At 58.3% G+C, this 21,069-nt stretch carries 18 protein-coding genes and 2 tRNA genes; 15 read left to right on the forward strand and 5 right to left on the reverse strand.

The genetic code is table 11. The features are described from left to right. Positions 1-27: 27 nt before the first annotated feature. The 15 genes from ftsH (at position 28) to ACQKEK_RS00185 (ending at position 15,065) form a co-directional block, all read left to right on the forward strand. Positions 28-1,938, forward strand: coding sequence for an ATP-dependent zinc metalloprotease FtsH (gene ftsH, locus ACQKEK_RS00115; RefSeq protein ID WP_499140671.1), 1,911 nt, complete (start codon positions 28-30; stop codon positions 1,936-1,938). Positions 1,939-1,954: 16 nt separating this feature from the next. Then, entirely contained in the window at positions 1,955-2,806 is an 852-nt protein-coding gene (gene folP, locus ACQKEK_RS00120; RefSeq protein ID WP_499140672.1) for a dihydropteroate synthase, read from the forward strand. 10 nt (positions 2,807-2,816) lie between these two features. Then, entirely contained in the window at positions 2,817-4,154 is a 1,338-nt protein-coding gene (glmM, locus tag ACQKEK_RS00125; RefSeq protein ID WP_499140673.1) for a phosphoglucosamine mutase, read from the forward strand. Between the two features lie 66 nt (positions 4,155-4,220). Further along, on the forward strand, positions 4,221-4,976 hold the full coding sequence (gene tpiA, locus ACQKEK_RS00130) for a triose-phosphate isomerase (protein WP_499140674.1): 756 nt from the start codon (positions 4,221-4,223) through the stop codon (positions 4,974-4,976). A 4-nt stretch (positions 4,977-4,980) separates the two neighbouring features. Then, complete coding sequence (gene secG / locus ACQKEK_RS00135; RefSeq protein ID WP_045429699.1) at positions 4,981-5,364, forward strand: preprotein translocase subunit SecG; 384 nt, start codon at positions 4,981-4,983, stop codon at positions 5,362-5,364. Positions 5,365-5,371: 7 nt separating this feature from the next. Continuing rightward, positions 5,372-5,457 (forward strand) — tRNA-Leu (locus ACQKEK_RS00140). Positions 5,458-5,548: 91 nt separating this feature from the next. Further along, positions 5,549-5,625, forward strand: a tRNA-Met gene (locus ACQKEK_RS00145). 128 nt (positions 5,626-5,753) lie between these two features. Then, entirely contained in the window at positions 5,754-6,212 is a 459-nt protein-coding gene (rimP, locus tag ACQKEK_RS00150; protein WP_499140675.1) for a ribosome maturation factor RimP, read from the forward strand. Positions 6,213-6,260: 48 nt separating this feature from the next. Then, positions 6,261-7,742: a transcription termination factor NusA gene (nusA, locus tag ACQKEK_RS00155; protein ID WP_046162830.1), complete on the forward strand. Its 1,482-nt coding sequence runs from the start codon at positions 6,261-6,263 to the stop codon at positions 7,740-7,742. A gap of 28 nt (positions 7,743-7,770) precedes the next feature. Beyond that, positions 7,771-10,269, forward strand: coding sequence for a translation initiation factor IF-2 (gene infB / locus ACQKEK_RS00160; protein WP_499140676.1), 2,499 nt, complete (start codon positions 7,771-7,773; stop codon positions 10,267-10,269). 117 nt (positions 10,270-10,386) lie between these two features. After that, positions 10,387-10,776, forward strand: coding sequence for a 30S ribosome-binding factor RbfA (gene rbfA / locus ACQKEK_RS00165; protein ID WP_019342081.1), 390 nt, complete (start codon positions 10,387-10,389; stop codon positions 10,774-10,776). A 3-nt stretch (positions 10,777-10,779) separates the two neighbouring features. Continuing rightward, positions 10,780-11,697: a tRNA pseudouridine(55) synthase TruB gene (gene truB / locus ACQKEK_RS00170; protein ID WP_499140677.1), complete on the forward strand. Its 918-nt coding sequence runs from the start codon at positions 10,780-10,782 to the stop codon at positions 11,695-11,697. A gap of 116 nt (positions 11,698-11,813) precedes the next feature. Beyond that, the gene (rpsO, locus tag ACQKEK_RS00175) at positions 11,814-12,083 is read left to right on the forward strand and encodes a 30S ribosomal protein S15 (RefSeq protein WP_045429687.1); all 270 of its coding nucleotides are present in this window, start codon (positions 11,814-11,816) and stop codon (positions 12,081-12,083) included. Between the two features lie 206 nt (positions 12,084-12,289). Then, a complete protein-coding gene (gene pnp / locus ACQKEK_RS00180) occupies positions 12,290-14,395 on the forward strand; it encodes a polyribonucleotide nucleotidyltransferase (RefSeq protein WP_499140678.1) in 2,106 nt (701 codons plus the stop codon). Between the two features lie 274 nt (positions 14,396-14,669). Beyond that, a complete protein-coding gene (locus tag ACQKEK_RS00185; RefSeq protein ID WP_499140679.1) occupies positions 14,670-15,065 on the forward strand; it encodes a BON domain-containing protein in 396 nt (131 codons plus the stop codon). A gap of 52 nt (positions 15,066-15,117) precedes the next feature. Here the strand turns inward: ACQKEK_RS00185 and ACQKEK_RS00190 are convergent, their stop codons facing one another. The 5 genes from ACQKEK_RS00190 to ACQKEK_RS00210 all read right to left on the reverse strand — a co-directional run bounded on the left by ACQKEK_RS00190 (position 15,118) and on the right by ACQKEK_RS00210 (position 21,040). Continuing rightward, complete coding sequence (locus ACQKEK_RS00190) at positions 15,118-15,423, reverse strand: DUF2845 domain-containing protein (RefSeq protein WP_499140680.1); 306 nt, start codon at positions 15,421-15,423, stop codon at positions 15,118-15,120. Positions 15,424-15,436: 13 nt separating this feature from the next. After that, positions 15,437-15,745 (reverse strand): DUF2845 domain-containing protein, encoded by a 309-nt coding sequence (locus ACQKEK_RS00195; protein ID WP_499140681.1) that lies wholly within the window; start codon positions 15,743-15,745, stop codon positions 15,437-15,439. After that, positions 15,742-18,687 (reverse strand): DUF748 domain-containing protein, encoded by a 2,946-nt coding sequence (locus ACQKEK_RS00200; protein WP_499140682.1) that lies wholly within the window; start codon positions 18,685-18,687, stop codon positions 15,742-15,744. Before ACQKEK_RS00200 ends, ACQKEK_RS00195 begins: the two co-directional genes overlap by 4 nt. A gap of 82 nt (positions 18,688-18,769) precedes the next feature. Then, complete coding sequence (locus tag ACQKEK_RS00205) at positions 18,770-19,786, reverse strand: class I SAM-dependent rRNA methyltransferase (protein WP_499140683.1); 1,017 nt, start codon at positions 19,784-19,786, stop codon at positions 18,770-18,772. Positions 19,787-19,861: 75 nt separating this feature from the next. After that, a complete protein-coding gene (locus ACQKEK_RS00210) occupies positions 19,862-21,040 on the reverse strand; it encodes an acetyl-CoA C-acetyltransferase (RefSeq protein ID WP_499140684.1) in 1,179 nt (392 codons plus the stop codon). Positions 21,041-21,069: the final 29 nt, after the last annotated feature.

Genomic DNA, 21,069 nt, shown 5'->3' on the forward strand with positions numbered 1-21,069 from the left:
GCTCTAGAGGGTAGTGAATTGAACGACATGGCAAAAAACCTGATTTTGTGGTTAATCATTGCCGCTGTCCTGGTGACGGTGATGAACAACTTTTCCAGCCCCACTGAGCCGCAGACGCTCAACTATTCTGACTTCATCGAGCAGGTGAAAGAAGGCCAGGTCGAGCGCGTGACCGTCGACGGTTTCGTCATTACCGGCAAGCGCAGTGACGGTGAGACCTTCAAGACGATCCGACCAGCGATTCAGGACAATGGTCTGATCGGTGACTTGATCAACAATGATGTGGTGATCGAAGGCAAGCAGCCTGAGCAGCAGAGCATCTGGACGCAGCTGTTGGTAGCGAGTTTCCCGATTCTGGTGATCATTGCGGTCTTCATGTTCTTCATGCGTCAGATGCAAGGCGGCGCGGGCGGCAAGGGCGGCCCCATGAGCTTTGGCAAGAGCAAGGCTCGGCTGCTGTCTGAAGATCAGGTCAAGACGACGTTCGCAGATGTTGCGGGGTGTGACGAGGCCAAGGAAGAAGTTACCGAGTTGGTCGAGTTCCTTCGTGATCCAGGCAAGTTTCAACGGCTTGGGGGGCGTATTCCACGCGGCGTGCTGATGGTCGGTTCACCGGGTACTGGTAAGACGCTGTTGGCTAAAGCGGTTGCAGGTGAGGCCAAGGTTCCATTTTTTACGATCTCCGGTTCCGATTTCGTTGAGATGTTTGTCGGTGTGGGTGCCAGCCGTGTGCGCGACATGTTTGAGCAGGCCAAGAAGCATGCTCCGTGTATCATTTTCATCGACGAGATTGACGCCGTTGGACGTCATCGCGGTGCAGGTCTTGGTGGCGGTCACGACGAGCGGGAGCAAACGCTGAACCAGTTGCTGGTCGAAATGGACGGTTTCGAAATGAATGACGGCATCATCGTCATTGCTGCCACTAACCGCCCGGATGTCCTTGATCCTGCCCTGCTTCGCCCCGGCCGTTTCGATCGTCAGGTGGTTGTTGGACTGCCCGATATTCGTGGTCGCGAACAGATCCTGAAAGTACATATGCGCAAGGTTCCGCTTGGAGACACCGTTGAGCCCGCTTTGATCGCACGTGGAACGCCAGGATTTTCCGGTGCCGACCTGGCCAATCTGGTTAACGAAGCCTCATTGTTTGCTGCACGCGCCGGCAAGCGTGTGGTGGAAATGAAGGAATTTGAACTGGCCAAGGACAAGATCATGATGGGCGCCGAGCGCAAGTCCATGGTCATGTCCGAGAAAGAGCGACTCAACACGGCGTACCACGAGGCGGGGCATGCCATTGTGGGGCGCGTCGTTCCGGAGCACGATCCAGTCTACAAAGTATCGATCATTCCGCGCGGCAGGGCTTTGGGTGTAACGATGTTCCTCCCTGAGGAAGACCGCTACAGTCTTTCCAAGCGCGCCTTGATCAGCCAGATTTGCTCCCTGTTTGGCGGTCGTATCGCAGAGGAAATGACGCTTGGCTTCGAGGGCGTTACCACCGGCGCGTCGAATGACATCATGCGTGCTACCCAACTGGCTCGTAACATGGTTACCAAGTGGGGGTTGTCCGAAAAGCTGGGCCCGCTGATGTACGCCGAGGAAGAAGGCGAAGTGTTTCTGGGGCGTAGCGCGGGTAGCCAGTACACCAATGTGTCCGGTGACACTGCGAAGCTGATCGATCTCGAGGTTCGTAGCATCATTGATCAATGCTATGGCACTGCGAAACAGATTCTCGCCGACAACCGTGACAAGCTTGATGTGATGGCTGAGACGCTGATGAAGTACGAGACCATCGACGCTGACCAGATTGATGACATCATGGCTGGCCGTACTCCGCGCGAGCCTCGTGACTGGCAGGACGGCTCCGGGCCAACCGGAACGCCCGTTCAGCCTGAAGGCGGTCGCCCACAGACACCGATTGGTGGCCCAGCTGGCGAGCACTAAGCTAAGGCTGAGTTAGATGAGTGAAAAGCCGTACTCGACCCGGCTGTCCTGTGGCAGCCGGGTTCTTGATTTATCGCGCCCGCATGTCATGGGTATTCTGAACGTTACGCCCGATTCGTTCTCCGATGGCGGCCAGCATGCTGGTGTCGATGCTGCGTTGCGGCACGCCGCCGCAATGGTGACGGCGGGTGCGACGTTGATCGACGTAGGTGGGGAGTCGACTCGCCCGGGTGCAGGCGTTGTTTCGCCAATCGAAGAGCTTGAACGTGTTGCGCCTGTGGTAGAGGCGATTGCCCGTGAGCTTGACGTGATTATTTCGGTGGACACCTCTACGCCTGCCGTTATTCGCGAGACGGCCCGACTTGGTGCGGGTTTAATCAATGATGTCCGTTCGTTGTCTCGTGATGGGGCCCTGGATGCGGCAGCATACAGCGGGCTACCGGTGTGCCTGATGCATATGCGGGGTGAGCCTGGTGATATGCAGAACGATCCTCGCTATGACGATGTCACCAGCGAGGTCGTGAGCTTCTTGCGTGGGCGTATGGAGCTTTGCTTGGCTGCAGGCATCCCTGATGATCGGATTGTGCTCGATCCGGGGTTCGGCTTTGCTAAGACCCTCTCTCATAATCTGCACCTGTTCAACAGACTGGAACAGATCCATGTGTTGGGGCGGCCGTTGCTTGTTGGCGTTTCCCGCAAGAGCATGGTCGGCCAGGTTTTGCAGCGCGACGTGGCGCACCGTCTATATGGAAGTCTGGCGCTTGCAGCGCTCGCTGTTGTGAAGGGTGCGGGCATCCTCCGGGTGCATGACGTGGCCGAAACGGTTGATGTCATTCGAATGATTGCCGCAGTGCAAGCGGCAGAATAGGGATTAATTCATGGGTAGAAAGTACTTCGGCACCGATGGAATTCGGGGTCATGTCGGCCAATTTCCGATCACGCCGGAATTTATGCTGAGGCTTGGTTGGGCGGCGGGTATGGCATTTCGTAAGCACGGGAAATGTCGCATTCTGATCGGCAAAGACACGCGGATATCTGGTTACATGTTCGAGTCGGCGTTGCAGGCTGGGCTGTCTGCCGCAGGCGCCGATGTGTTGCTGCTAGGACCCATGCCTACCCCGGCAGTTGCATATCTGACGCGCACCTTCCATGCCGACGCTGGCATCGTAATTAGTGCCTCGCATAATCCCCATCACGATAATGGGATCAAGTTCTTCTCCGGGCGCGGAACGAAACTGCCTGATGAAGTCGAGCTGATGATCGAGGAGCTGCTCGACACGCCGATGACGGTGGTGGATTCGGTGCAGCTCGGTAAAGCTTCGCGGATAAACGATGCCGCGGGGCGCTATATCGAGTTCTGTAAAAGCAGCGTGCCGACCAGTACCGATTTCAGCGGTATGAAGGTCGTACTCGATTGCGCTCACGGCGCTACTTACAAGGTGGCGCCTAGTGTCTTCCGAGAACTTGGTGCCGAAGTTGTGGTTATCGCTGCTCAGCCAGATGGGTTGAATATCAACGCTGATGTGGGGTCCACTCATGTAGCGCAGCTACAGAGGGCGGTCGTCGAGCAGGGCGCAGACCTTGGTATCGCCTTCGATGGTGACGGCGACCGCGTGATGATGGTCGATCATACCGGGGCCCAAGTAGATGGCGATGAACTGCTTTACATCATCGCCACGGACCTGCAGGACCGCGACCGCCTAGTAGGAGGTGTTGTAGGGACGTTGATGAGCAACCTTGGTTTGGAGCTGGCGCTCAAGGCGCGTGATATCCCCTTCGTTCGCGCTAAAGTCGGGGATCGTTATGTGATGGCGGAAATGCTCGAGCGCGACTGGGTGCTCGGTGGCGAAAACTCAGGTCACATTGTCTGCGCGCAGCATGCCACCACGGGTGATGCCATTATCGCCGCGCTCCAGGTTGTGCTCGCTTTGAAACGTCGCGGGCGCAGCCTGGCACAGGAGCGTCTGGCTTGGAGTAAATGCCCCCAGGTGTTGATAAACGTTCGGTTCCGCGGTGATATGGATCCGATTGCACATCCTCAGGTTCAGGCGGTCTGTGACAGTGTTACCGAGCGAATGGCAGGGCGGGGGCGCGTGCTGTTGCGTAAGTCCGGGACCGAGCCTTTGGTGCGGGTGATGGTCGAAGGCGATGATGAAAATCAGGTTCGCTGTTACGCTGAGGAACTGGCGAACGCCGTAACGCAAGTTTGTGCGTGATTGCCGCTTGCCAGAGGTGTTTTCGTTGAGTACCATCTGCGCCCACTTTGACCGACGAGGTAAAGCATGCGTCGCCCATTGGTAGCTGGTAACTGGAAAATGAACGGTACCCGCGCCAGCGTCGCAGAGCTGATCGAGGCGCTTCGCCAGCAGGACATTCCTGAAGTGGTCGAGGTGGTGGTGTTTCCGACGACTCTGCATCTGGTGCAGGTAGTGAGCGGTCTGGAAGACGAGGCAATCGCCGTAGGTGCGCAAGATTGTGCGGTGGATGCTGGCTTTGGTGCGCTGACGGGCGAGGAGTCAGCCTCTCAGCTGGCTGACGCGGGTTCCAATTGGGTGTTAGTTGGCCACTCTGAGCGGCGCCTGATTTTGGGCGAAAGTGACGAGGTGGTAAGCAAAAAGTTTGCAGCAGCATTGGCGTGTGGTATGAGGCCGGTGCTGTGTCTGGGCGAGACGCTAGAGCAGCGTCAAGCTGGGCAGACTCTCGAAGTGGTTGAGCGTCAGCTGGCGTGCATTTTGGCTGATTCTGGGGTTTCCGCTTTTGAGAGGGCGGTTGTGGCGTACGAGCCGGTCTGGGCGATAGGTACCGGGCTGACGGCGACGCCGCAACAGGCTCAGGAAGTACATTCGGCTATTCGAGAGCAGCTGTCCCGTGAGGATCAACGTATCGCCCAAGGCGTGCGGCTCCTGTACGGAGGTAGTGTAAAGGCGGAAAATGCTGCTGAGCTTTTTGGCATGCCGGATATCGATGGGGGGCTTATCGGTGGCGCCTCTCTGAAAGCGAATGATTTCGGTGCGATCTGTCGTGCCGCAGGGAACTGATCAGATGTTGCAGACTGTTGTGATTGTGGTGCATCTGCTGGTTGCCATTGGCGTGGTTGCGTTGGTGTTGCTGCAGCAAGGTAAAGGGGCTGACGCAGGTGCGTCCTTTGGTTCGGGTGCTTCGGCAACTGTATTCGGAAGCCAAGGTTCTTCTACCTTTCTGAGTCGTTTTACTGCTATACTCGCCTGCGTTTTTTTCGCTACAAGCTTGGGGTTGGCGTTTTTTGCAACGCGTCAGGCTGACCAGGTCTCCGGTGCAGGCCTGCCGGATCCGGCAGTGCTGGAGGTTCCGGCGAGCAAGCCGGTGGTGGAGGATGTGCCTGTTCTGGAAAGTGCTCCTTCCGCGCCTGTTGCAGATGAAGTGCCTCAGCTGCAGGAGCAGGATTAAGGTTTTTGCCGAGGTGGTGGAATTGGTAGACACGCTACCTTGAGGTGGTAGTGGCCATAGGCTGTAGGGGTTCGAGTCCCCTCCTCGGTACCAAACAAGCAGGCCCGCAGATGCGGGCTTTCTTGTTTTTAGTGTTTAGGTTGACCTGGTTTTGGTGCGGTCGTATAATTCGTGCCCAGTTTGACGCGGGGTGGAGCAGTCTGGTAGCTCGTCGGGCTCATAACCCGAAGGTCGTTGGTTCAAATCCAGCCCCCGCAACCAGTTGATGAAAAGCCCCTGTTAAGGGGCTTTTTATTAGCTTCAAGCCAGGTCGCCGGCATTTACAGGCGATCATCATGGATGGGCGTTTCGCCCATTTTTCATTTGTACGGCATGCACGAGGGACTTCGATGTCGAGCAAGCTAGAACAGTTGCAGGCCTTGTTGGCCCCAGTGGTAGAGGCCCTCGGCTATCAATGCTGGGGCATCGAATTCATTTCACAGGGCCGGCATTCTCTGTTGCGCGTCTATATCGATAATCCCAACGGGATACTTGTCGATGACTGCGAAAAGGTTAGCCGTCAACTGAGTGGTGTGCTCGACGTTGAAGACCCGATCAGCTCCGATTACACACTTGAAGTGTCTTCACCTGGTATGGATCGGCCGCTGTTCACAATTGAGCAGTACAAGGCGCACGTCGGCGAACAGGTCAAAATAAAGCTGCGCTCGCCCTTCGAGGGTCGGCGCAATTTCCAAGGTCTTTTGCGCGGGATCGAGGCACAGGATGTGGTGGTGCTGGTCGACGATCACGAATATCTGCTGCCAATCGATATGATCGACAAGGCCAACATAATTCCCCGTTTTGAGTGAATCGCGGATCCCGCGGACCCCAATGGATTGCGATAGGCGAGGCGTACGATGAGCAAAGAAGTACTGCTGGTTGTGGAGTCGGTATCCAACGAAAAAGGCGTACCGGCCAGTGTGATCTTCGAAGCGTTGGAGCTGGCTCTGGCCACTGCTACCAAGAAGCGCTTCGAAGATGAAGTTGACCTGCGGGTCGAGATTAATCGGCAGAACGGTAGCTATGAAACCTTCCGCCGCTGGACAGTGGTTGAGGAAGAGGATTTCGACGATCCGGCCCATCAGCTGACCACTGACATGAAGCAGGCACAAGAAGCCAACGCCAAGGTTGGTGATGTGCTCGAAGAAAAGATCGACTCCATTGAGTTTGGTCGGATCGCGGCTCAGACCGCCAAGCAAGTCATCGTGCAGAAAGTCCGCGAGGCTGAGCGCGCCCAGGTCGTCGAAGCTTATCGCGATCGGCTCGGCGAGATCATTTCCGGCACTGTGAAGAAAGTGACCCGTGACAGCGTGATCGTTGATCTGGGTAACAATGCCGAAGCACTGCTGGCTCGGGAAGATATCATCGCTCGCGAAACCTTCCGCGTTGGTGCCCGAGTGCGTGCGCTGCTCAAAGAAATTCGCACCGAGAACCGCGGGCCGCAGTTGATTCTTTCGCGTACGGCGCCGCAGATGCTCATCGAGCTTTTCCGCATTGAAGTACCAGAAATTGCGGAAGGCCTGATCGAGGTGATGGCCGCTTCACGTGATCCGGGCTCTCGCGCCAAGATCGCAGTGCGCTCGAAAGACAAGCGGATCGATCCGCAGGGCGCCTGTATTGGTATGCGCGGTTCGCGCGTACAGGCCGTCTCTGGGGAAATTGGCGGTGAGCGTGTCGACATCGTGCTGTGGGACGAGAACCCTGCGCAATTCGTCATCAATGCAATGGCCCCGGCTGAAGTGGCTGCCATCATCGTCGACGAAGATGCGCACGCCATGGATATCGCGGTTGGCGAAGACAACTTGGCTCAAGCCATCGGTCGTGGTGGTCAGAACGTTCGCCTCGCCAGTCAATTGACCGGCTGGACGCTGAATGTAATGACCGAGGCTGACATCCAGAGCAAGCAGCAAGAAGAAACCGGCGACATTCTGCGTAACTTCATCGAAGAGCTGGACGTCGATGAAGAGCTGGCACAAGTACTGGTCGAGGAAGGTTTCACTTCGCTCGAAGAGATCGCCTACGTTCCAATGGAGGAAATGCTCGGCATTGAAGGCTTCGACGAAGATATCGTCAATGAGCTGAGAACCCGCGCTAAAGATCGTTTACTGACTAAAGCGATCGCAACGGAAGAAAAACTGGCAGACGCCCAGCCAGCCGAGGATTTGCTCGCGTTGGAAGGCATGGACAAGACACTGGCGGTCGAGTTGGCAATGCGAGGTGTTATCACCCGCGAAGACCTGGCCGAGCAGTCGATTGACGACCTGCTCGACATAGACGGCATAGATCAAGAGCGTGCCGGCAAGCTGATCATGGCCGCCCGAGCCCATTGGTTCGAGTAAGTAATTAGCGGCCTGAGGAGAGAGATGCATGACGCAAGTCACGGTGAAAGAACTGGCCCAGGTGGTCGATACACCGGTCGAGCGACTGCTACAGCAGATGCGTGAGGCAGGACTGTCGCACACCAGCGCCGAGCAAGTAGTGACCGATAACGAAAAGCAAGCCCTGTTGGCGCACCTCAAGAGCAGCCATGGGGCCAAAGTGGCCGAGCCAAGCAAGATTACCTTGCAGCGCAAGACCACGACCAAGTTGAAAGTGAGTAACAGCAAGACCATCAGCGTTGAAGTGCGCAAGAAGAAAACCTTCGTCAAGCGCAGCCCTGATGAGATCGAAGCTGAGAAGCAGCGCGAGCTCGAAGAGCAGCGCGCCGCCGAGGAAGCTGCTCGTCAAAAGGCGGCAGAAGAAGCACGGCAGCGGGCCGAGGAAGAAGCGCGCCGTCAGGCTGAGTCTTCCAAGACTGGAACGCCAGTAGCTCCAGCTGCAGAACCGGTCGCAGCTGTAGCAGCTGAACCCGCCCCGGTCGCGCCCGTCGCTCCTCCGGTCGATGAGCGCAAGAAGGATGAGCCGCGTCGTCCCGATAAGGCTCGTAGTGAAGACGACGAGCGTCGTGATCGCAAGCAGGCTCAACATCGTCCTTCGTTGAAAGCAAAGGCGCCGCTGTCGCGTACTGCGCGTAGTGGCGAAGACGACGCTGACGGCTTCCGTCGCGGTGGGCGTGGCAAATCGAAGCTGAAGAAGCGCAACGCGCATGGCTTCCAGAGCCCGACCGGCCCGGTCATTCGTGAAGTTGCCATTGGTGAAACCATCACTGTTGGCGATTTGGCGCAGCAGATGTCGGTCAAGGCCGCCGAAGTCATCAAGTTCATGTTCAAGATGGGCACCCCGGTGACCATCAATCAGGTGCTTGATCAGGAAACCGCACAGCTGATCGCAGAAGAGCTCGGCCACAAGGTCAAGCTGGTCAGCGACAACGCGCTTGAAGAGCAGCTGGCTGAGCTGTTGAAATTCGAAGGTGAGGCGATTACGCGTGCTCCGGTTGTGACCGTTATGGGTCACGTCGACCACGGTAAGACGTCGCTGCTCGACTACATTCGTCGCGCCAAGGTGGCTGCTGGCGAAGCGGGCGGTATCACGCAGCACATCGGTGCCTACCATGTGGAAACGGATCGCGGTATGGTCACCTTCCTCGACACCCCTGGCCACGCCGCGTTTACCGCAATGCGTGCCCGTGGTGCTCAGGCTACCGATATCGTCATCCTGGTAGTCGCGGCCGACGATGGCGTGATGCCGCAGACCATTGAGGCTGTGCAGCACGCCAGCGCTGCAGGTGTCCCGCTGGTCGTTGCAGTGAACAAGATCGATAAGCCGGGGGCTGACCTGGACCGCATCCGGAGCGAGCTGTCAGCGCACGGCGTTACTTCCGAAGAGTGGGGCGGTGACACCCCGTTCGTATCGGTATCCGCGAAAATGGGTACCGGCGTTGACGACCTGCTCGAAGCGGTGTTGCTGCAAGCTGAGGTTCTCGAACTCAAGGCAACTCCGTCCGCCCCAGGGCGCGGCGTTGTGGTTGAATCGCGTCTCGATAAGGGGCGTGGACCGGTGGCAACGGTCCTGGTTCAGGATGGCACCTTGCGTCAAGGCGACATGGTGTTGGTTGGCTCCAATTACGGTCGTATCCGCGCCATGCTTGACGAGAATGGCAAGTCGATCAAAGAAGCCGGGCCGTCGATCCCTGTCGAGATTCTCGGCCTCGATGGTACGCCGGACGCGGGCGACGAGCTCAGCGTGCTAACTGACGAGAAGAAGGCGCGGGAAGTGGCCTTGTTCCGTCAGGGTAAGTTCCGCGAAGTGAAGCTGGCCCGTGCGCATGCCGGTAAGCTGGAAAATATCTTCGAGAACATGGGGCAGGAAGAGAAGAAGACGCTGAACATCGTCCTCAAATCCGACGTCCGCGGTTCGCTGGAAGCGCTACAGGGCTCGCTCAGTGGTTTGGGTAACGATGAGGTGCAAGTGCGCGTCATCGGCGGCGGTGTCGGTGGTATCACCGAGAGCGATGCCAACCTTGCGCTGGCGTCCAACGCCGTGCTGTTCGGCTTCAACGTGCGTGCTGACGCCGGTGCGCGCAAGATCGTCGAACAGGAAGGTCTGGATCTGCGTTATTACAACGTTATCTACGACATCATAGAAGACGTCAAAAAGGCTCTGACCGGCATGCTGGGCAGCGATGTTCGCGAGAACATTCTCGGTATTGCAGAGGTTCGGGACGTGTTCCGCTCACCGAAGTTTGGTGCCGTAGCTGGTTGCATGGTCACCGAAGGCATGGTGCACCGCAATCGTCCGATCCGCGTCCTGCGCGACGATGTGGTCATCTTCGAAGGCGAGCTGGAATCCCTGCGTCGCTTCAAGGACGACGTTGCGGAAGTGCGTGCCGGCATGGAATGCGGTATCGCGGTGAAGAGTTATAACGACGTCAAAGCTGGCGACAAGATCGAAGTGTTCGAGAAAGTCGAAGTGGCGCGTTCGCTCTAACAGCAGCTGTTAGGCAAATCGGCGGCAAGCTTTCAGGAGAGATCCGGGAAGCTTGCCGTTTGCCTTTGCAGCACGACGTTTTTTTAGGTTAGCAGCTTGCTGCTCAAGGCAGATTTTATGGCCAAAGAATTCAGCCGTACCCAGCGTATTGGCGATCAGATGCAGCGCGAGTTGGCGCAGCTCATCCAGCGTGAAGTTAAGGATCCCCGTCTGGGTCTGATAACCATCACGGCAGTCGAGGTCAGTCGTGACCTGTCCCATGCCAAGATTTTCATCACGGTCATGGGCAAGGATGACGATGAAGATGCGGTCAAGGGTAATCTCCGGATTCTCAACGATGCTAGCGGTTTCCTGCGAATGCAGCTGGGCAAGGCGATGAAGCTTCGGACCGTGCCCCAGTTGCATTTCAACTATGACGCCAGCGTGCGTCGTGGCGTCGAATTGACGTCGCTCATCGAGCGAGCGGTAGCGGAAGACCGCAAGCACAGCGACGATCTTGGAGAGTAAGGTTTGGCCCAGGTAAAACGCATCCGCCGCGCCGTCAGCGGCATGATTCTTCTCGATAAACCTCGTGGTTTCACTTCGAACGCCGCCTTGCAGAAGGTTCGCTGGTTGCTCAACGCCGAGAAGGCCGGGCATACCGGTAGTCTCGATCCGTTGGCGACTGGCGTGCTGCCGTTGTGTTTTGGTGAGGCGACCAAGTTTTCGCAGTATCTGCTCGACGCTGACAAGGGCTACGAAACTGTCGCTCAGCTGGGCGTTACGACGACTACCGCTGACGCCGAGGGTGAGGTGATCGAGCGCAAGCCGGTCGCCGTCAACCAAGCGCAGCTAGAGGCGCTTTTGCCACAGTTTCGCGGTGATCTGCAGCAAGTGCCGCCGATGTATTCGGCACTCAAACGCGATGGCCAGCCGCTGTACAAGCTGGCGCGAGCTGGAGAGGTAGTGGAGCGCGAGCCGCGTTCTGTTACCATTGCGCGCTTGGATTTGCTGTCGCTTGAAGATGACCGTGCGCGATTGGCGGTTGCCTGTAGCAAAGGTACCTATATCCGGACGTTGGTCGAGGATATCGGGCATGCGCTGGGTTGTGGTGCGCACGTCGCCGAACTGCGTAGAACTCAAGCTGGGCCGTTCGATCTCAGCCAGACGGTCAGTCTTGAAGAGCTGGAGCGGGTTCACGCCGAAGGTGGGGCAGAGGCAGTAGACGCTTTCCTGAAACCGGTCGATAGCGGTCTTGAACACTGGCCGCTGCTGCAGTTTTCCGAGCACAGCTCCTTTTATTGGCTGCATGGTCAGCCGGTACGTGCGCCGGAGGCGCCGAAGTTCGGCATGGTGCGAGTGCAGGATCACAATGGCCGCTTCATCGGTATCGGTGAGGTGAGCGAAGACGGGCGTATTGCGCCGCGTCGACTGATTCGGTCGGAATGACCGATTCGTGGTGCACCGTGACGGTGTGCTACGTACGAGGATGGCTGTTGGCAGGCACGGTCACACCTCTTTTAAAACACGGGTTTATCCCGGCCTGTTCATAGAAGGAGCCCATCATGGCACTTAGCGTTGAAGAAAAAGCTCAGATCGTTAGCGAGTACCAGCAAGCTGAAGGTGATACCGGTTCGCCGGAAGTGCAGGTTGCCCTGCTGACCACCAACATCAACAAGCTGCAAGGTCACTTCAAGGCCAACGGTAAAGATCACCACTCGCGTCGTGGTCTGATCCGTATGGTTAACCAGCGTCGTAAGCTGCTGGATTACCTGAAGGGCAAGGACACTACTCGTTACAGCACCCTGATCGGTCGTCTGGGTCTGCGTCGCTAAGCGATGCTTGTGCGAAGCTGAATGCCAAAGCTGGAAGTGGGGTTTTCCCTGCTTCCAGCTTTTGCCTTTCAGAAGAGCGCGTTTCGGACAGCGGGAGGGACGACTCCCACCACTGCCCAAAGATTTGAGTGACAGATCCCGCGCGAGGCCATGCCCGCGGGAGTGTGAGAACGTTTCCCCCAAGGCAACATAGAGAAGGAACCACCGTGAACCCGGTAATCAAGAAATTTCAATTCGGTCAATCGACCGTAACCCTCGAGACTGGCCGTATCGCCCGTCAAGCCAGCGGCGCCGTACTGGTCACCGTTGATGACGACGTGACCGTGCTGGTTGCCGTCACTGGCGCTAAAACTGCAGACCCGAGCAAGGGCTTTTTCCCGCTCTCGGTTCACTACCAGGAAAAAACCTACGCGGCCGGCAAGATTCCCGGCGGTTTCTTCAAGCGTGAAGCGCGTCCTTCCGAAAAGGAAACCCTGACCTCGCGCCTGATCGACCGTCCGATCCGTCCGCTGTTTCCCGAAGGCTTCCAGAACGAAGTCCAGGTTATCTGTACCGTCGTTTCGACCAGCAAGAAGACTGATCCGGACATCGCTGCGATGATCGGTACTTCGGCTGCGCTGGCGATTTCCGGCATTCCGTTCAACGGTCCGATCGGCGCTGCTCGCGTCGCCTTCCACCCGGAAACCGGCTACCTGCTGAATCCGACCTACGAGCAGCTCAAGGCCTCGAGCCTGGACATGGTCGTTGCCGGTACCAAAGATGCTGTACTGATGGTCGAGTCGGAAGCCAAAGAGCTGACTGAAGACCAGATGCTGGGCGCGGTGCTCTTTGCCCACGACGAGTTCCAAGCCGTAGTGCAGGCCGTTACCGAGTTGGCAGCCGAAGCGGGCAAGCCGACCTGGGATTGGCAGCCAAAGGCTGAAAATACTCAGCTGCTCAATGCCATTCGCCGCGAATTCGGCGAGGCGATCTCGCAGGCGTACACCATCACCATCAAGCAGGACCGCTACTCGCGCCTGGGTGAGCTGAAAGATCAGGTCGTTGCCAAGTTCTCTGGTGAGGAAGGCCAGCCGTCCGCCGGCGAAGTCAAAGAAGCCTTCGGTGAAATCGAATACCGCACCGTTCGCGAGAACATCGTAAACGGCAAGCCGCGTATCGATGGTCGTGACACCCGCACTGTGCGCGGTCTGAACATCGAAGTCGGAGTACTCGACAAGACCCACGGCTCGGCACTGTTCACCCGTGGCGAAACCCAGGCGCTGGTCGTGGCCACCCTCGGCACTGCCCGTGATGCGCAGCTGCTGGACACCCTTGAAGGCGAGAAGAAAGATCCCTTCATGCTGCACTACAACTTCCCTCCGTACTCGGTGGGCGAGTGTGGTCGCATGGGCGCTACCGGTCGCCGCGAAATCGGTCACGGCCGTCTGGCTCGCCGTTCGGTCGCGGCCATGCTGCCGAGCGCTGATGAGTTCCCGTACACCATTCGCGTGGTTTCGGAGATCACTGAGTCCAACGGTTCCAGCTCCATGGCCTCGGTCTGCGGTGCTTCGCTCGCGCTGATGGACGCCGGTGTGCCGATGAAGGCTCCGGTGGCCGGTATCGCCATGGGTCTGGTGAAGGAAGGCGAAAAGTTCGCGGTTCTGACCGACATTCTGGGTGACGAAGATCACCTGGGTGACATGGACTTCAAGGTGGCCGGTACCGCTAAGGGCGTGACCGCGCTGCAGATGGATATCAAGATCCAGGGCATCACCGAAGAGATCATGGAGATCGCGCTGGGTCAGGCGCTTGAAGCGCGTCTGAACATTCTCGGCCAGATGAACCAGGTCATCGGTCAGTCGCGTACAGAGCTGTCGGCCAACGCGCCGACCATGATTGCGATGAAGATCGACCAGGACAAGATCCGCGACGTTATCGGCAAGGGTGGCGCGACCATTCGCAGCATCTGCGAAGAGACCAAAGCCTCGATCGACATCGAAGACGACGGTTCGATCAAGATCTTCGGCGAAACCAAGGAGGCAGCAGAGGCTGCCAAGCAGCGCGTTCTCGGGATCACCGCTGAGGCCGAGATCGGCAAGATCTACGTTGGCAAGGTTGAGCGAATCGTCGATTTCGGTGCCTTCGTCAACATCTTGCCGGGCAAGGATGGCCTGGTGCATATCTCAATGCTGAGCGATCAGCGCGTCGAGAAGGTTACCGATGTGCTCAAGGAAGGCCAGGAAGTGAAGGTTCTGGTGCTGGACGTCGACAACCGCGGCCGTATTAAGCTGTCGATCAAGGATGTGGCTGCTGCCGAAGCATCAGGCGCATAAAGCATCCCAGTGACAAGAAGAGCCCCTCGGGGCTCTTTTTTTTGCGGTGGCGAAATGCCGCTCAAAAGGTTGCTCGCATTGAGCGTATTGCAGTCTGCACGCTTCGCTTGATCGAAACATGCAGAGTGCTAGTGGCAGAGCGGCACTACTAAGCCATATGTGATTGAATATTAAGGGTATTTATAAATTCGAAGCTTGGCACGTAGCTTGCGGTCTATTAGGTGAATCTGCGGAGACATACCGCAGTCACTATGAGAAAACAGGAGTGCCACTCATGAACAAGATCCAGACCTCTATTACTGCTGCCACCATTGCGACTGCCTTGAGCTTGCCGCTGGCAGGGGCTGCGTTCGCCGACACCACGCCTGTATTTGACGAGGCCCAACCAATGATGTTGGCAGCCAGCGACACTATGGACGCCGCTGAGCACACCGCAGACGAAGCGGGCGAGGCGATGTCTGATACTTGGATTACCGCTAAAGTTAAATCTGCGCTGCTTGCTGGCGACTCGACTCCAGGCATGGAGATTGAAGTTGAAACCAACAACGGCGTGGTTTCACTCTCCGGTACTGTGGCCACCGAAGCACAGCGTGAGATGGCCATCGACAAGGCCAAGACGATCGAAGGCGTCAAAGACGTTTCTGCAGACGGTCTGAAAGCGGTCGACTAACGGGTCAGGCAACACTGGAACCCGCTGCTTGCAGCGGGCTTTTTTTCGCCGGTCAGCCTCGTTCGCTATCGATGTTGCTGAGGCGGTTACCCTCGAAGCGCAAAAAATGGTACATGCCATTAGTGGGGCCATAGGTCCACTCTTCAATTTGCACCTCCTGACGAAAACCGTATTCGTCGACCAGCTCCTTATACCCGGTCAGTGCACGGCTGGCGGGTTCACCGCATTTGGCTTGTACTTCGGCTGTCGAGGCTCGCAGGCTTACCAGGTTGCTTCCGCAACGAAAGGTCGAGGAGGCCTGCGCATGTAGCGCACAGAACGTAATGGTAAGCGCGGCCAGTACGGCACTTTTTTGCATGGTGACTCCCTGATCAATTAGCTCGGCTGGTTTCGATCCGGACCAGTCGGTTTCCTTCGAATGTGAGGATGTTGAATACCCCATTGTCGGGGCCGTAGACCCATTCCTCGCGCATCATTTCCCGGCGTTGGTTTGGGCCCAGTGTGTAGCCCACGAGATCACGCTGAACAGGTTGGCCACATTTACGCTCGACTTCAAAGGTGCGGTCGCCTGTGTTGATCAGGTTGCTTCCACAGCGGAGGGTGTCTGCGCCGGCTATTGAACTCGCCAAGCTGGCCGCGAGCAGGAAGACCACCTTCCAATGACGCCCGATTGTTTTCATTCCGCCTCCAGATGCAGCACCGTTGGGACCCCACCGTCCTGGACAGTCTGGGTGATACCGGTATCGAGCAGGTACACCCTGTCTGCTGCCAGCCCTGCGTTGTCTACCAGATAATCCTTAATGCTGGCGGCCCGCGCACGGCTCAGGCGCCGAAGGAGTGCCGTGCTGGTTTCACGGCTGTTTAGAATCGCTTGCCGAAGCTGTCGGGTGCGGGCTTCGGCGTCGAGACTTTGCCACTCGGCGGGTGGTTGTTTCTGCAGGCGGCTGCGATAGATTCCTTCCAACATGGCGGTCTTTTCTTCTTCACCGATTTCGAGCATGGATGGATCGGCGGGAACTGTATCACCACGTCGCTGCAAAACTTTATACCAGGTCTGCTGATATTCACGCTCCAGCCACTGTTCGGCGAGCAGTGCGCCATCAACTGCCGGAGCACTCATGCCTTCGACCTCCAGGCGGAGTACGGGGCGCTCTTTCAGTGCGCTGGCCAGCGTGTCGAGCTTGTTGCGCGCTCTGCTGTCCAGTTCGCTACTACCGGGCGGGAATAGAATCTGGCTAAGATCCGCCTGTTCACGACCGACGAGCCCTCCAAGGAATTTGAAGGGTGACTTGGCTGCCCGTACTACCAGATTGCGTAACGTCTGCCAGATGATGGGCACCACGTCGAACTGCGGATTCTTGAGATCTCCCTGTACGGGAATCTTGAGCGCAATGGTGCCGCTACTGTCTTTCAATAGCGCCACCGCAAGACGTACCGGCAGATCTACGGCCTGCTCGCTGTCGACTTTCTCGCCCAGCTGCAGCTCTTCCAGCACCACTTCATTTTCAGCGTTCAGCTGCCCTTGCTGGATACGGTAATGCAGATCTAGGTTGAGCCGTCCCTTGCGAATGCGATAGCCCGCGAACTTGGCCGAATAGGGCGAGAGCGTGGTCAGCTCGACCTGCCTGAAGCGGGTGGTGATGTCGAGGCTCTGGAGCGGCTCGAAAGGCGTCAGGCTGCCCTCGATGCTCACGGGTGCGTAACGATCAACTTTGCCCTCTATATCAACGCTGGCAGCGTTGTGCTGGCGATTATCGAGGGTGCCGATGCTACCGCCGAGATCTTGGATGGCAGTGATGAAGGGCGGGCGCAGACTGAGGTCGGAGAAGTTGGCTGAGCCGTCAGCTATCTGAATACCGCCAATCCTCAACGCGAAGGGCACGTCTGGCTCGTCTGGGGAGGCGGGTGCTTCGGAGGGTGGAGCCTCTTGGTTGGGCGAAGCTGAGGGCTTGTCTACCAGCAGGTCATTGATGTTGGTCGTCAGGTCCGGGTTGATAATGAAGCGTGCATAGGGCTGGTTCAGGTCGATCTTTTCGATCTGCAGCGCGTTCGGATAGCTATAGTCCAGACCGCTGACCTGCAACGACTGCCATTTCACCAAGTCACGGTCCTGGATGGTGTCGAGCGTATGAAGCTGGGTAATCTCGGCGGAACCGCCTATATGAAATGCTAGCGGCTCGACGCCCGTCAGCTCGACCGCAAGCTGGCTTGCCAGCAGTCCGCTGCGTAACTCCAGGTGAACGAACGGCGACAAATAGGGCTGCGCCAAGCGCAAGTCGATGCCTGCCAGCGTGACGTCGAAGCTCCCCTGCATTGGGGTCAATGTCAGCTGGCCTTCGGCAAGTAGCGATCCTTGTTTACCGACCTCGGTGGTCAGCTTGAGCTCCATTGGAGCTGTGCCGCGGCTGTCGAAGTTACGCACGTCCAGATCGAGGGGCCCGAGTTCCAGTTCGACGTTCGGCTCAGGAACCTTATCAGCCAGATGCAGCTGATAGTTACGCAGTTCAGCGTCACGTAGAACGATCCGCCAAGGCTGATCAGATGTATCACCTTTCTGCGTTGGCTGAGGCACGTCCTGCGCCGGTCGCTCCTCGGTGTCGGCTGGCTGCGGTTGCGGTTCCGCCTTGCTGGCAAGCAAGCGCTGCCAATTGAGTTGGCCGTCAGGCTCACGAATCAGCCAGCTCTCCAGTGCCTGGCTGCGCAGCTGGCCAAGGGTGAGTTGTCGTTTCGGCAAGTCCAACGAAGCGTGGGCGATCTCAGCCTGTTCCAAACGGAGTAATGGCTGGCCTTGGAGGCTATCGATACTCAGCGATGCCAGCGTAGCGCTCGCGTCGCTCAATTGAAGTGAAGTGCCCTTGCTGAGGTCGAGCTGGTACTCGGTCTTTAGGCTCAGCTGCCCTTCGTTAAGGGCGAGCGGTGCCATGTCGCGGACATAGGGCCAGAAGGTCTTCAGTGCCAGCCCATCTATTTCAAGCTGGCCGGTGGACGTGACGGGGGAGAGGTTGAGCTGACCTTTCCATTTGATGCGTGATCCGTCCGGGCCTCTGGCAACTAGTACGGCATCAGCGGCGTCGTCCGAGCGGGTCGCAAAGTTAAGGAGCTCAAACTCCAGCGAGTCGAGCAGGAAGTCGATCGGCTCCTGGGTTCGCTGATCAGCGAAATGCACCCGTCCGCCGGCCAGTTGCAGGCGATCGATGCGCAGGGCAAGGGGCTCTTTATCCTCTGCGGGAGTATCTTCTTTGCTGGGCAGCTCGAACAGCTCGGCCAGGTTCAGCTTGCCGTCAATGTCAAACAGGACTTCGGCGTTCGGCCCGATGAGCTCGATATCCGAAAAGTGCAGGGAGCGGCTCCACAGGCTGTCCCAATCGAGGTCAACGAATAACCGCTCGAACGCCAGTTGCTCGGCATCCGGCTCGCCCATGTGCAGGTTGTGGAGTCTCAAGTTCAAGGTGAACGGATTGAACTCGATCCGCTCAAGGCGAGCCGGTACCGTCGCGTATTTTGCCAGCTGTTGGTTGACGACACGCTCTGCCACTCCGGGCAGGATCAGAAAACCGAGCAGGCAATACACGATCAGGGCGGTCATCACGCCGATGAGCGCGCGCTTCATTCCGTTGGGCATGCGGATCTACTTTCCAGGCGATGAACTGCCTTGGAGTATGGCATGGCACGCGGGTTCCTCCTGCGCGCGCGGGCGCGTTACCTCACAACTGGAGCATCAGCACCTTGAGCGGCGGTTTGCCGTCCGTTGAAGGGAAGTCGGCGGCCGGTGGCAGTACTTGGCAGTCCTGAACCGGCCGACCAGCCTTGGTTGCGCAGCGCAGGACCTGAGCTCGCCAGTCGTCGAGATCGACCTTTGCCAGGTTGTTGCAGCAGATGAGGACGCCGTTCTCGGCGGTCGCGAGTAGTGCAGGTTTGAGCAGGCTCTGGTAGTCGCGCAGCAGGTCGACGGTTCCGAACGCGCTCTTGGACCAGGCGGGAGGATCGAGCAACACCAGATCGAACTGCTTCGGTGACAGGCGCGGGTAGTCTGGCAGTGGACGGTTGCGTCGCTGCGGGATCGGCATGTCGGCGAGCTGACGGATTGCGGGGAAGTAATCCGACTGAATGAATTGCATCGGGGCCAGCTCAGGATTCAGCGCGCCGTTCTCGCGGCCGACCGCGAGGTTGCTTTCGGCGAAATCCAGATTGCAAACCTCACGAGCGCCGCCAGCGGCAGCGCAAAGACCGACCCCGCAGGTGTAGGCGAAGAGGTTAAGCACAGACTTGCCGGCACTGTTGGCCTTGACCCAGCCGCGCACATTGCGCAAGTCCAGGAACAGCAGCGGGTCCTGGCCGCTATGGCGTGCACGGACGCGGTAGTTCAGGCCCCACTCGTGACCGATCACGTCCTCCAGTGCTGAAGGTGCTGCGCGATATACTGGATCGTTGCGGTCGATACGCGAGTTGCCTTGGGAACGATCGTTGTAGACGAGTGCCAAGGGCAGGTCGAGATCGGTGCATATCTGCTCATGCAGGGGCAGCAGGGCGTCACGTTCAAGCGGCTGATGGAAGCTCTGTACCAGGAGCAGCGGGCCGTAACGGTCGACGGTCAGCCCTGGTGAGCCCTCCTGACTGCCGTGGAACAACCGATAGCAGTCGGTGGCCTGATGGTGCAGTTCGGAGAGCAGTGCTTCGCGATTGTGGTAGGCGGCGCGCAGCGCCTGTTCGAGAGAGGGCATGCGCGGCGACTCGGAAAAGAGGGCCGCGCAGTTTATCGGAAATTGCCGGCAATGGGCCGGCAGGCTGCCTGTCGGTCAGCGTTCGATTGCCAGCGCGACGCCCTGACCGCCGCCGATGCAGAGCGTCGCCAGTCCTTTATGGACGTCGCGGCGGATCATCTCATGCAATAGGGTCACCAGGATGCGGCAGCCCGACGCACCAATCGGGTGGCCGATGGCGATAGCGCCGCCGTTGACGTTGACCTTCTGCTGATCCCAGCCCAGCTCTTGGCCGACCGATAGCGCTTGTGCCGCAAAGGCTTCGTTGGCTTCGATCAGGTCCAGCTCATCGAGCGTCCAGCCGGCCTTTTCCAGGCAGCGGCGCGTGGCCGATACCGGGCCGATGCCCATGATTGCTGGATCGACGCCAGCGTTGGCATAGCTGGCGATGCGAGCCAGCACTGTCAGGCCAAGCGCCTTGGCCTTCTCGGCGCTCATCAGCAACACGGCTGCGGCCCCGTCGTTGAGGCTGGAGGCGTTACCGGCCGTTACGCTGCCATCCTTCTTGAAGGCTGGTTTGAGTTTGGCCAGGCTCTCTGCCGTGGTGCCCGCCCGTGGCTGCTCGTCCGTATCGAAAACCAGCGGCTCGCCCTTGCGCTGCGGAATCTCGACCGGGGTAATCTCGTCGCGCAGACGCCCGGCTTCGATGGCAGCAATCGCCTTTTGCTGTGAGGAGGCAGCGAATGCATCCTGCGCCTCGCGCGTGACGCCGTACTTTTCCACCAGATTTTCGGCTGTGATGCCCATGTGGTAGTCGTTGAACGCGTCCCAAAGGCCATCCTGAATCATGCTGTCGATCAGCTTGCCGTGACCCATGCGCAAGCCCGTGCGTGCGGCGGGCATGACATACGGCGCCAGGCTCATGTTTTCCATGCCGCCGGCAATCACCACTTCGGCGTCGCCACAGCGGATCGCCTGCGCCGCTAGGTGCAGCGCTTTGAGGCCGGAGCCGCAAACCTTGTTCAGGGTCATTGCCGGTACTGCATGGGGCAGCCCTGCGTTCATGGCCGCCTGTCTCGCCGGGTTTTGCCCCACGCCAGCAGTCAGAACCTGGCCGAGGATGACTTCATCGACCTCGGCGGCATCGATTCCGGTCTGCTTGAGAAGTTGGCGAATCACCGCGGCGCCCAGATCGACGGCAGGGATGTTGGCCAGCGCGCCCTGAAAGCTGCCGACAGCAGTGCGAGTGGCGGCGACGATGACGACGTCTTGCATGATCTTGAACCTCAAGAAGGTGCGGGCTC

The organism is Pseudomonas sp. NPDC077408 (assembly GCF_050269105.1).
Lineage (GTDB): Bacteria > Pseudomonadota > Gammaproteobacteria > Pseudomonadales > Pseudomonadaceae > Stutzerimonas.

Coding starts and splice junctions, on each gene's coding strand:
- ftsH (WP_499140671.1), top strand. CDS start 28: ATGGCAAAAAACCTGATTTTGTGGTTAATCATTGCCGCTGTCCTGGTG.
- folP (WP_499140672.1), top strand. CDS start 1,955: ATGAGTGAAAAGCCGTACTCGACCCGGCTGTCCTGTGGCAGCCGGGTT.
- glmM (WP_499140673.1), top strand. CDS start 2,817: ATGGGTAGAAAGTACTTCGGCACCGATGGAATTCGGGGTCATGTCGGC.
- tpiA (WP_499140674.1), top strand. CDS start 4,221: ATGCGTCGCCCATTGGTAGCTGGTAACTGGAAAATGAACGGTACCCGC.
- secG (WP_045429699.1), top strand. CDS start 4,981: ATGTTGCAGACTGTTGTGATTGTGGTGCATCTGCTGGTTGCCATTGGC.
- rimP (WP_499140675.1), top strand. CDS start 5,754: ATGTCGAGCAAGCTAGAACAGTTGCAGGCCTTGTTGGCCCCAGTGGTA.
- nusA (WP_046162830.1), top strand. CDS start 6,261: ATGAGCAAAGAAGTACTGCTGGTTGTGGAGTCGGTATCCAACGAAAAA.
- infB (WP_499140676.1), top strand. CDS start 7,771: ATGACGCAAGTCACGGTGAAAGAACTGGCCCAGGTGGTCGATACACCG.
- rbfA (WP_019342081.1), top strand. CDS start 10,387: ATGGCCAAAGAATTCAGCCGTACCCAGCGTATTGGCGATCAGATGCAG.
- rpsO (WP_045429687.1), top strand. CDS start 11,814: ATGGCACTTAGCGTTGAAGAAAAAGCTCAGATCGTTAGCGAGTACCAG.
- ACQKEK_RS00185 (WP_499140679.1), top strand. CDS start 14,670: ATGAACAAGATCCAGACCTCTATTACTGCTGCCACCATTGCGACTGCC.
- ACQKEK_RS00190 (WP_499140680.1), bottom strand. CDS start 15,423: ATGCAAAAAAGTGCCGTACTGGCCGCGCTTACCATTACGTTCTGTGCG.
- ACQKEK_RS00195 (WP_499140681.1), bottom strand. CDS start 15,745: ATGAAAACAATCGGGCGTCATTGGAAGGTGGTCTTCCTGCTCGCGGCC.
- ACQKEK_RS00200 (WP_499140682.1), bottom strand. CDS start 18,687: ATGCCCAACGGAATGAAGCGCGCGCTCATCGGCGTGATGACCGCCCTG.
- ACQKEK_RS00205 (WP_499140683.1), bottom strand. CDS start 19,786: ATGCCCTCTCTCGAACAGGCGCTGCGCGCCGCCTACCACAATCGCGAA.
- ACQKEK_RS00210 (WP_499140684.1), bottom strand. CDS start 21,040: ATGCAAGACGTCGTCATCGTCGCCGCCACTCGCACTGCTGTCGGCAGC.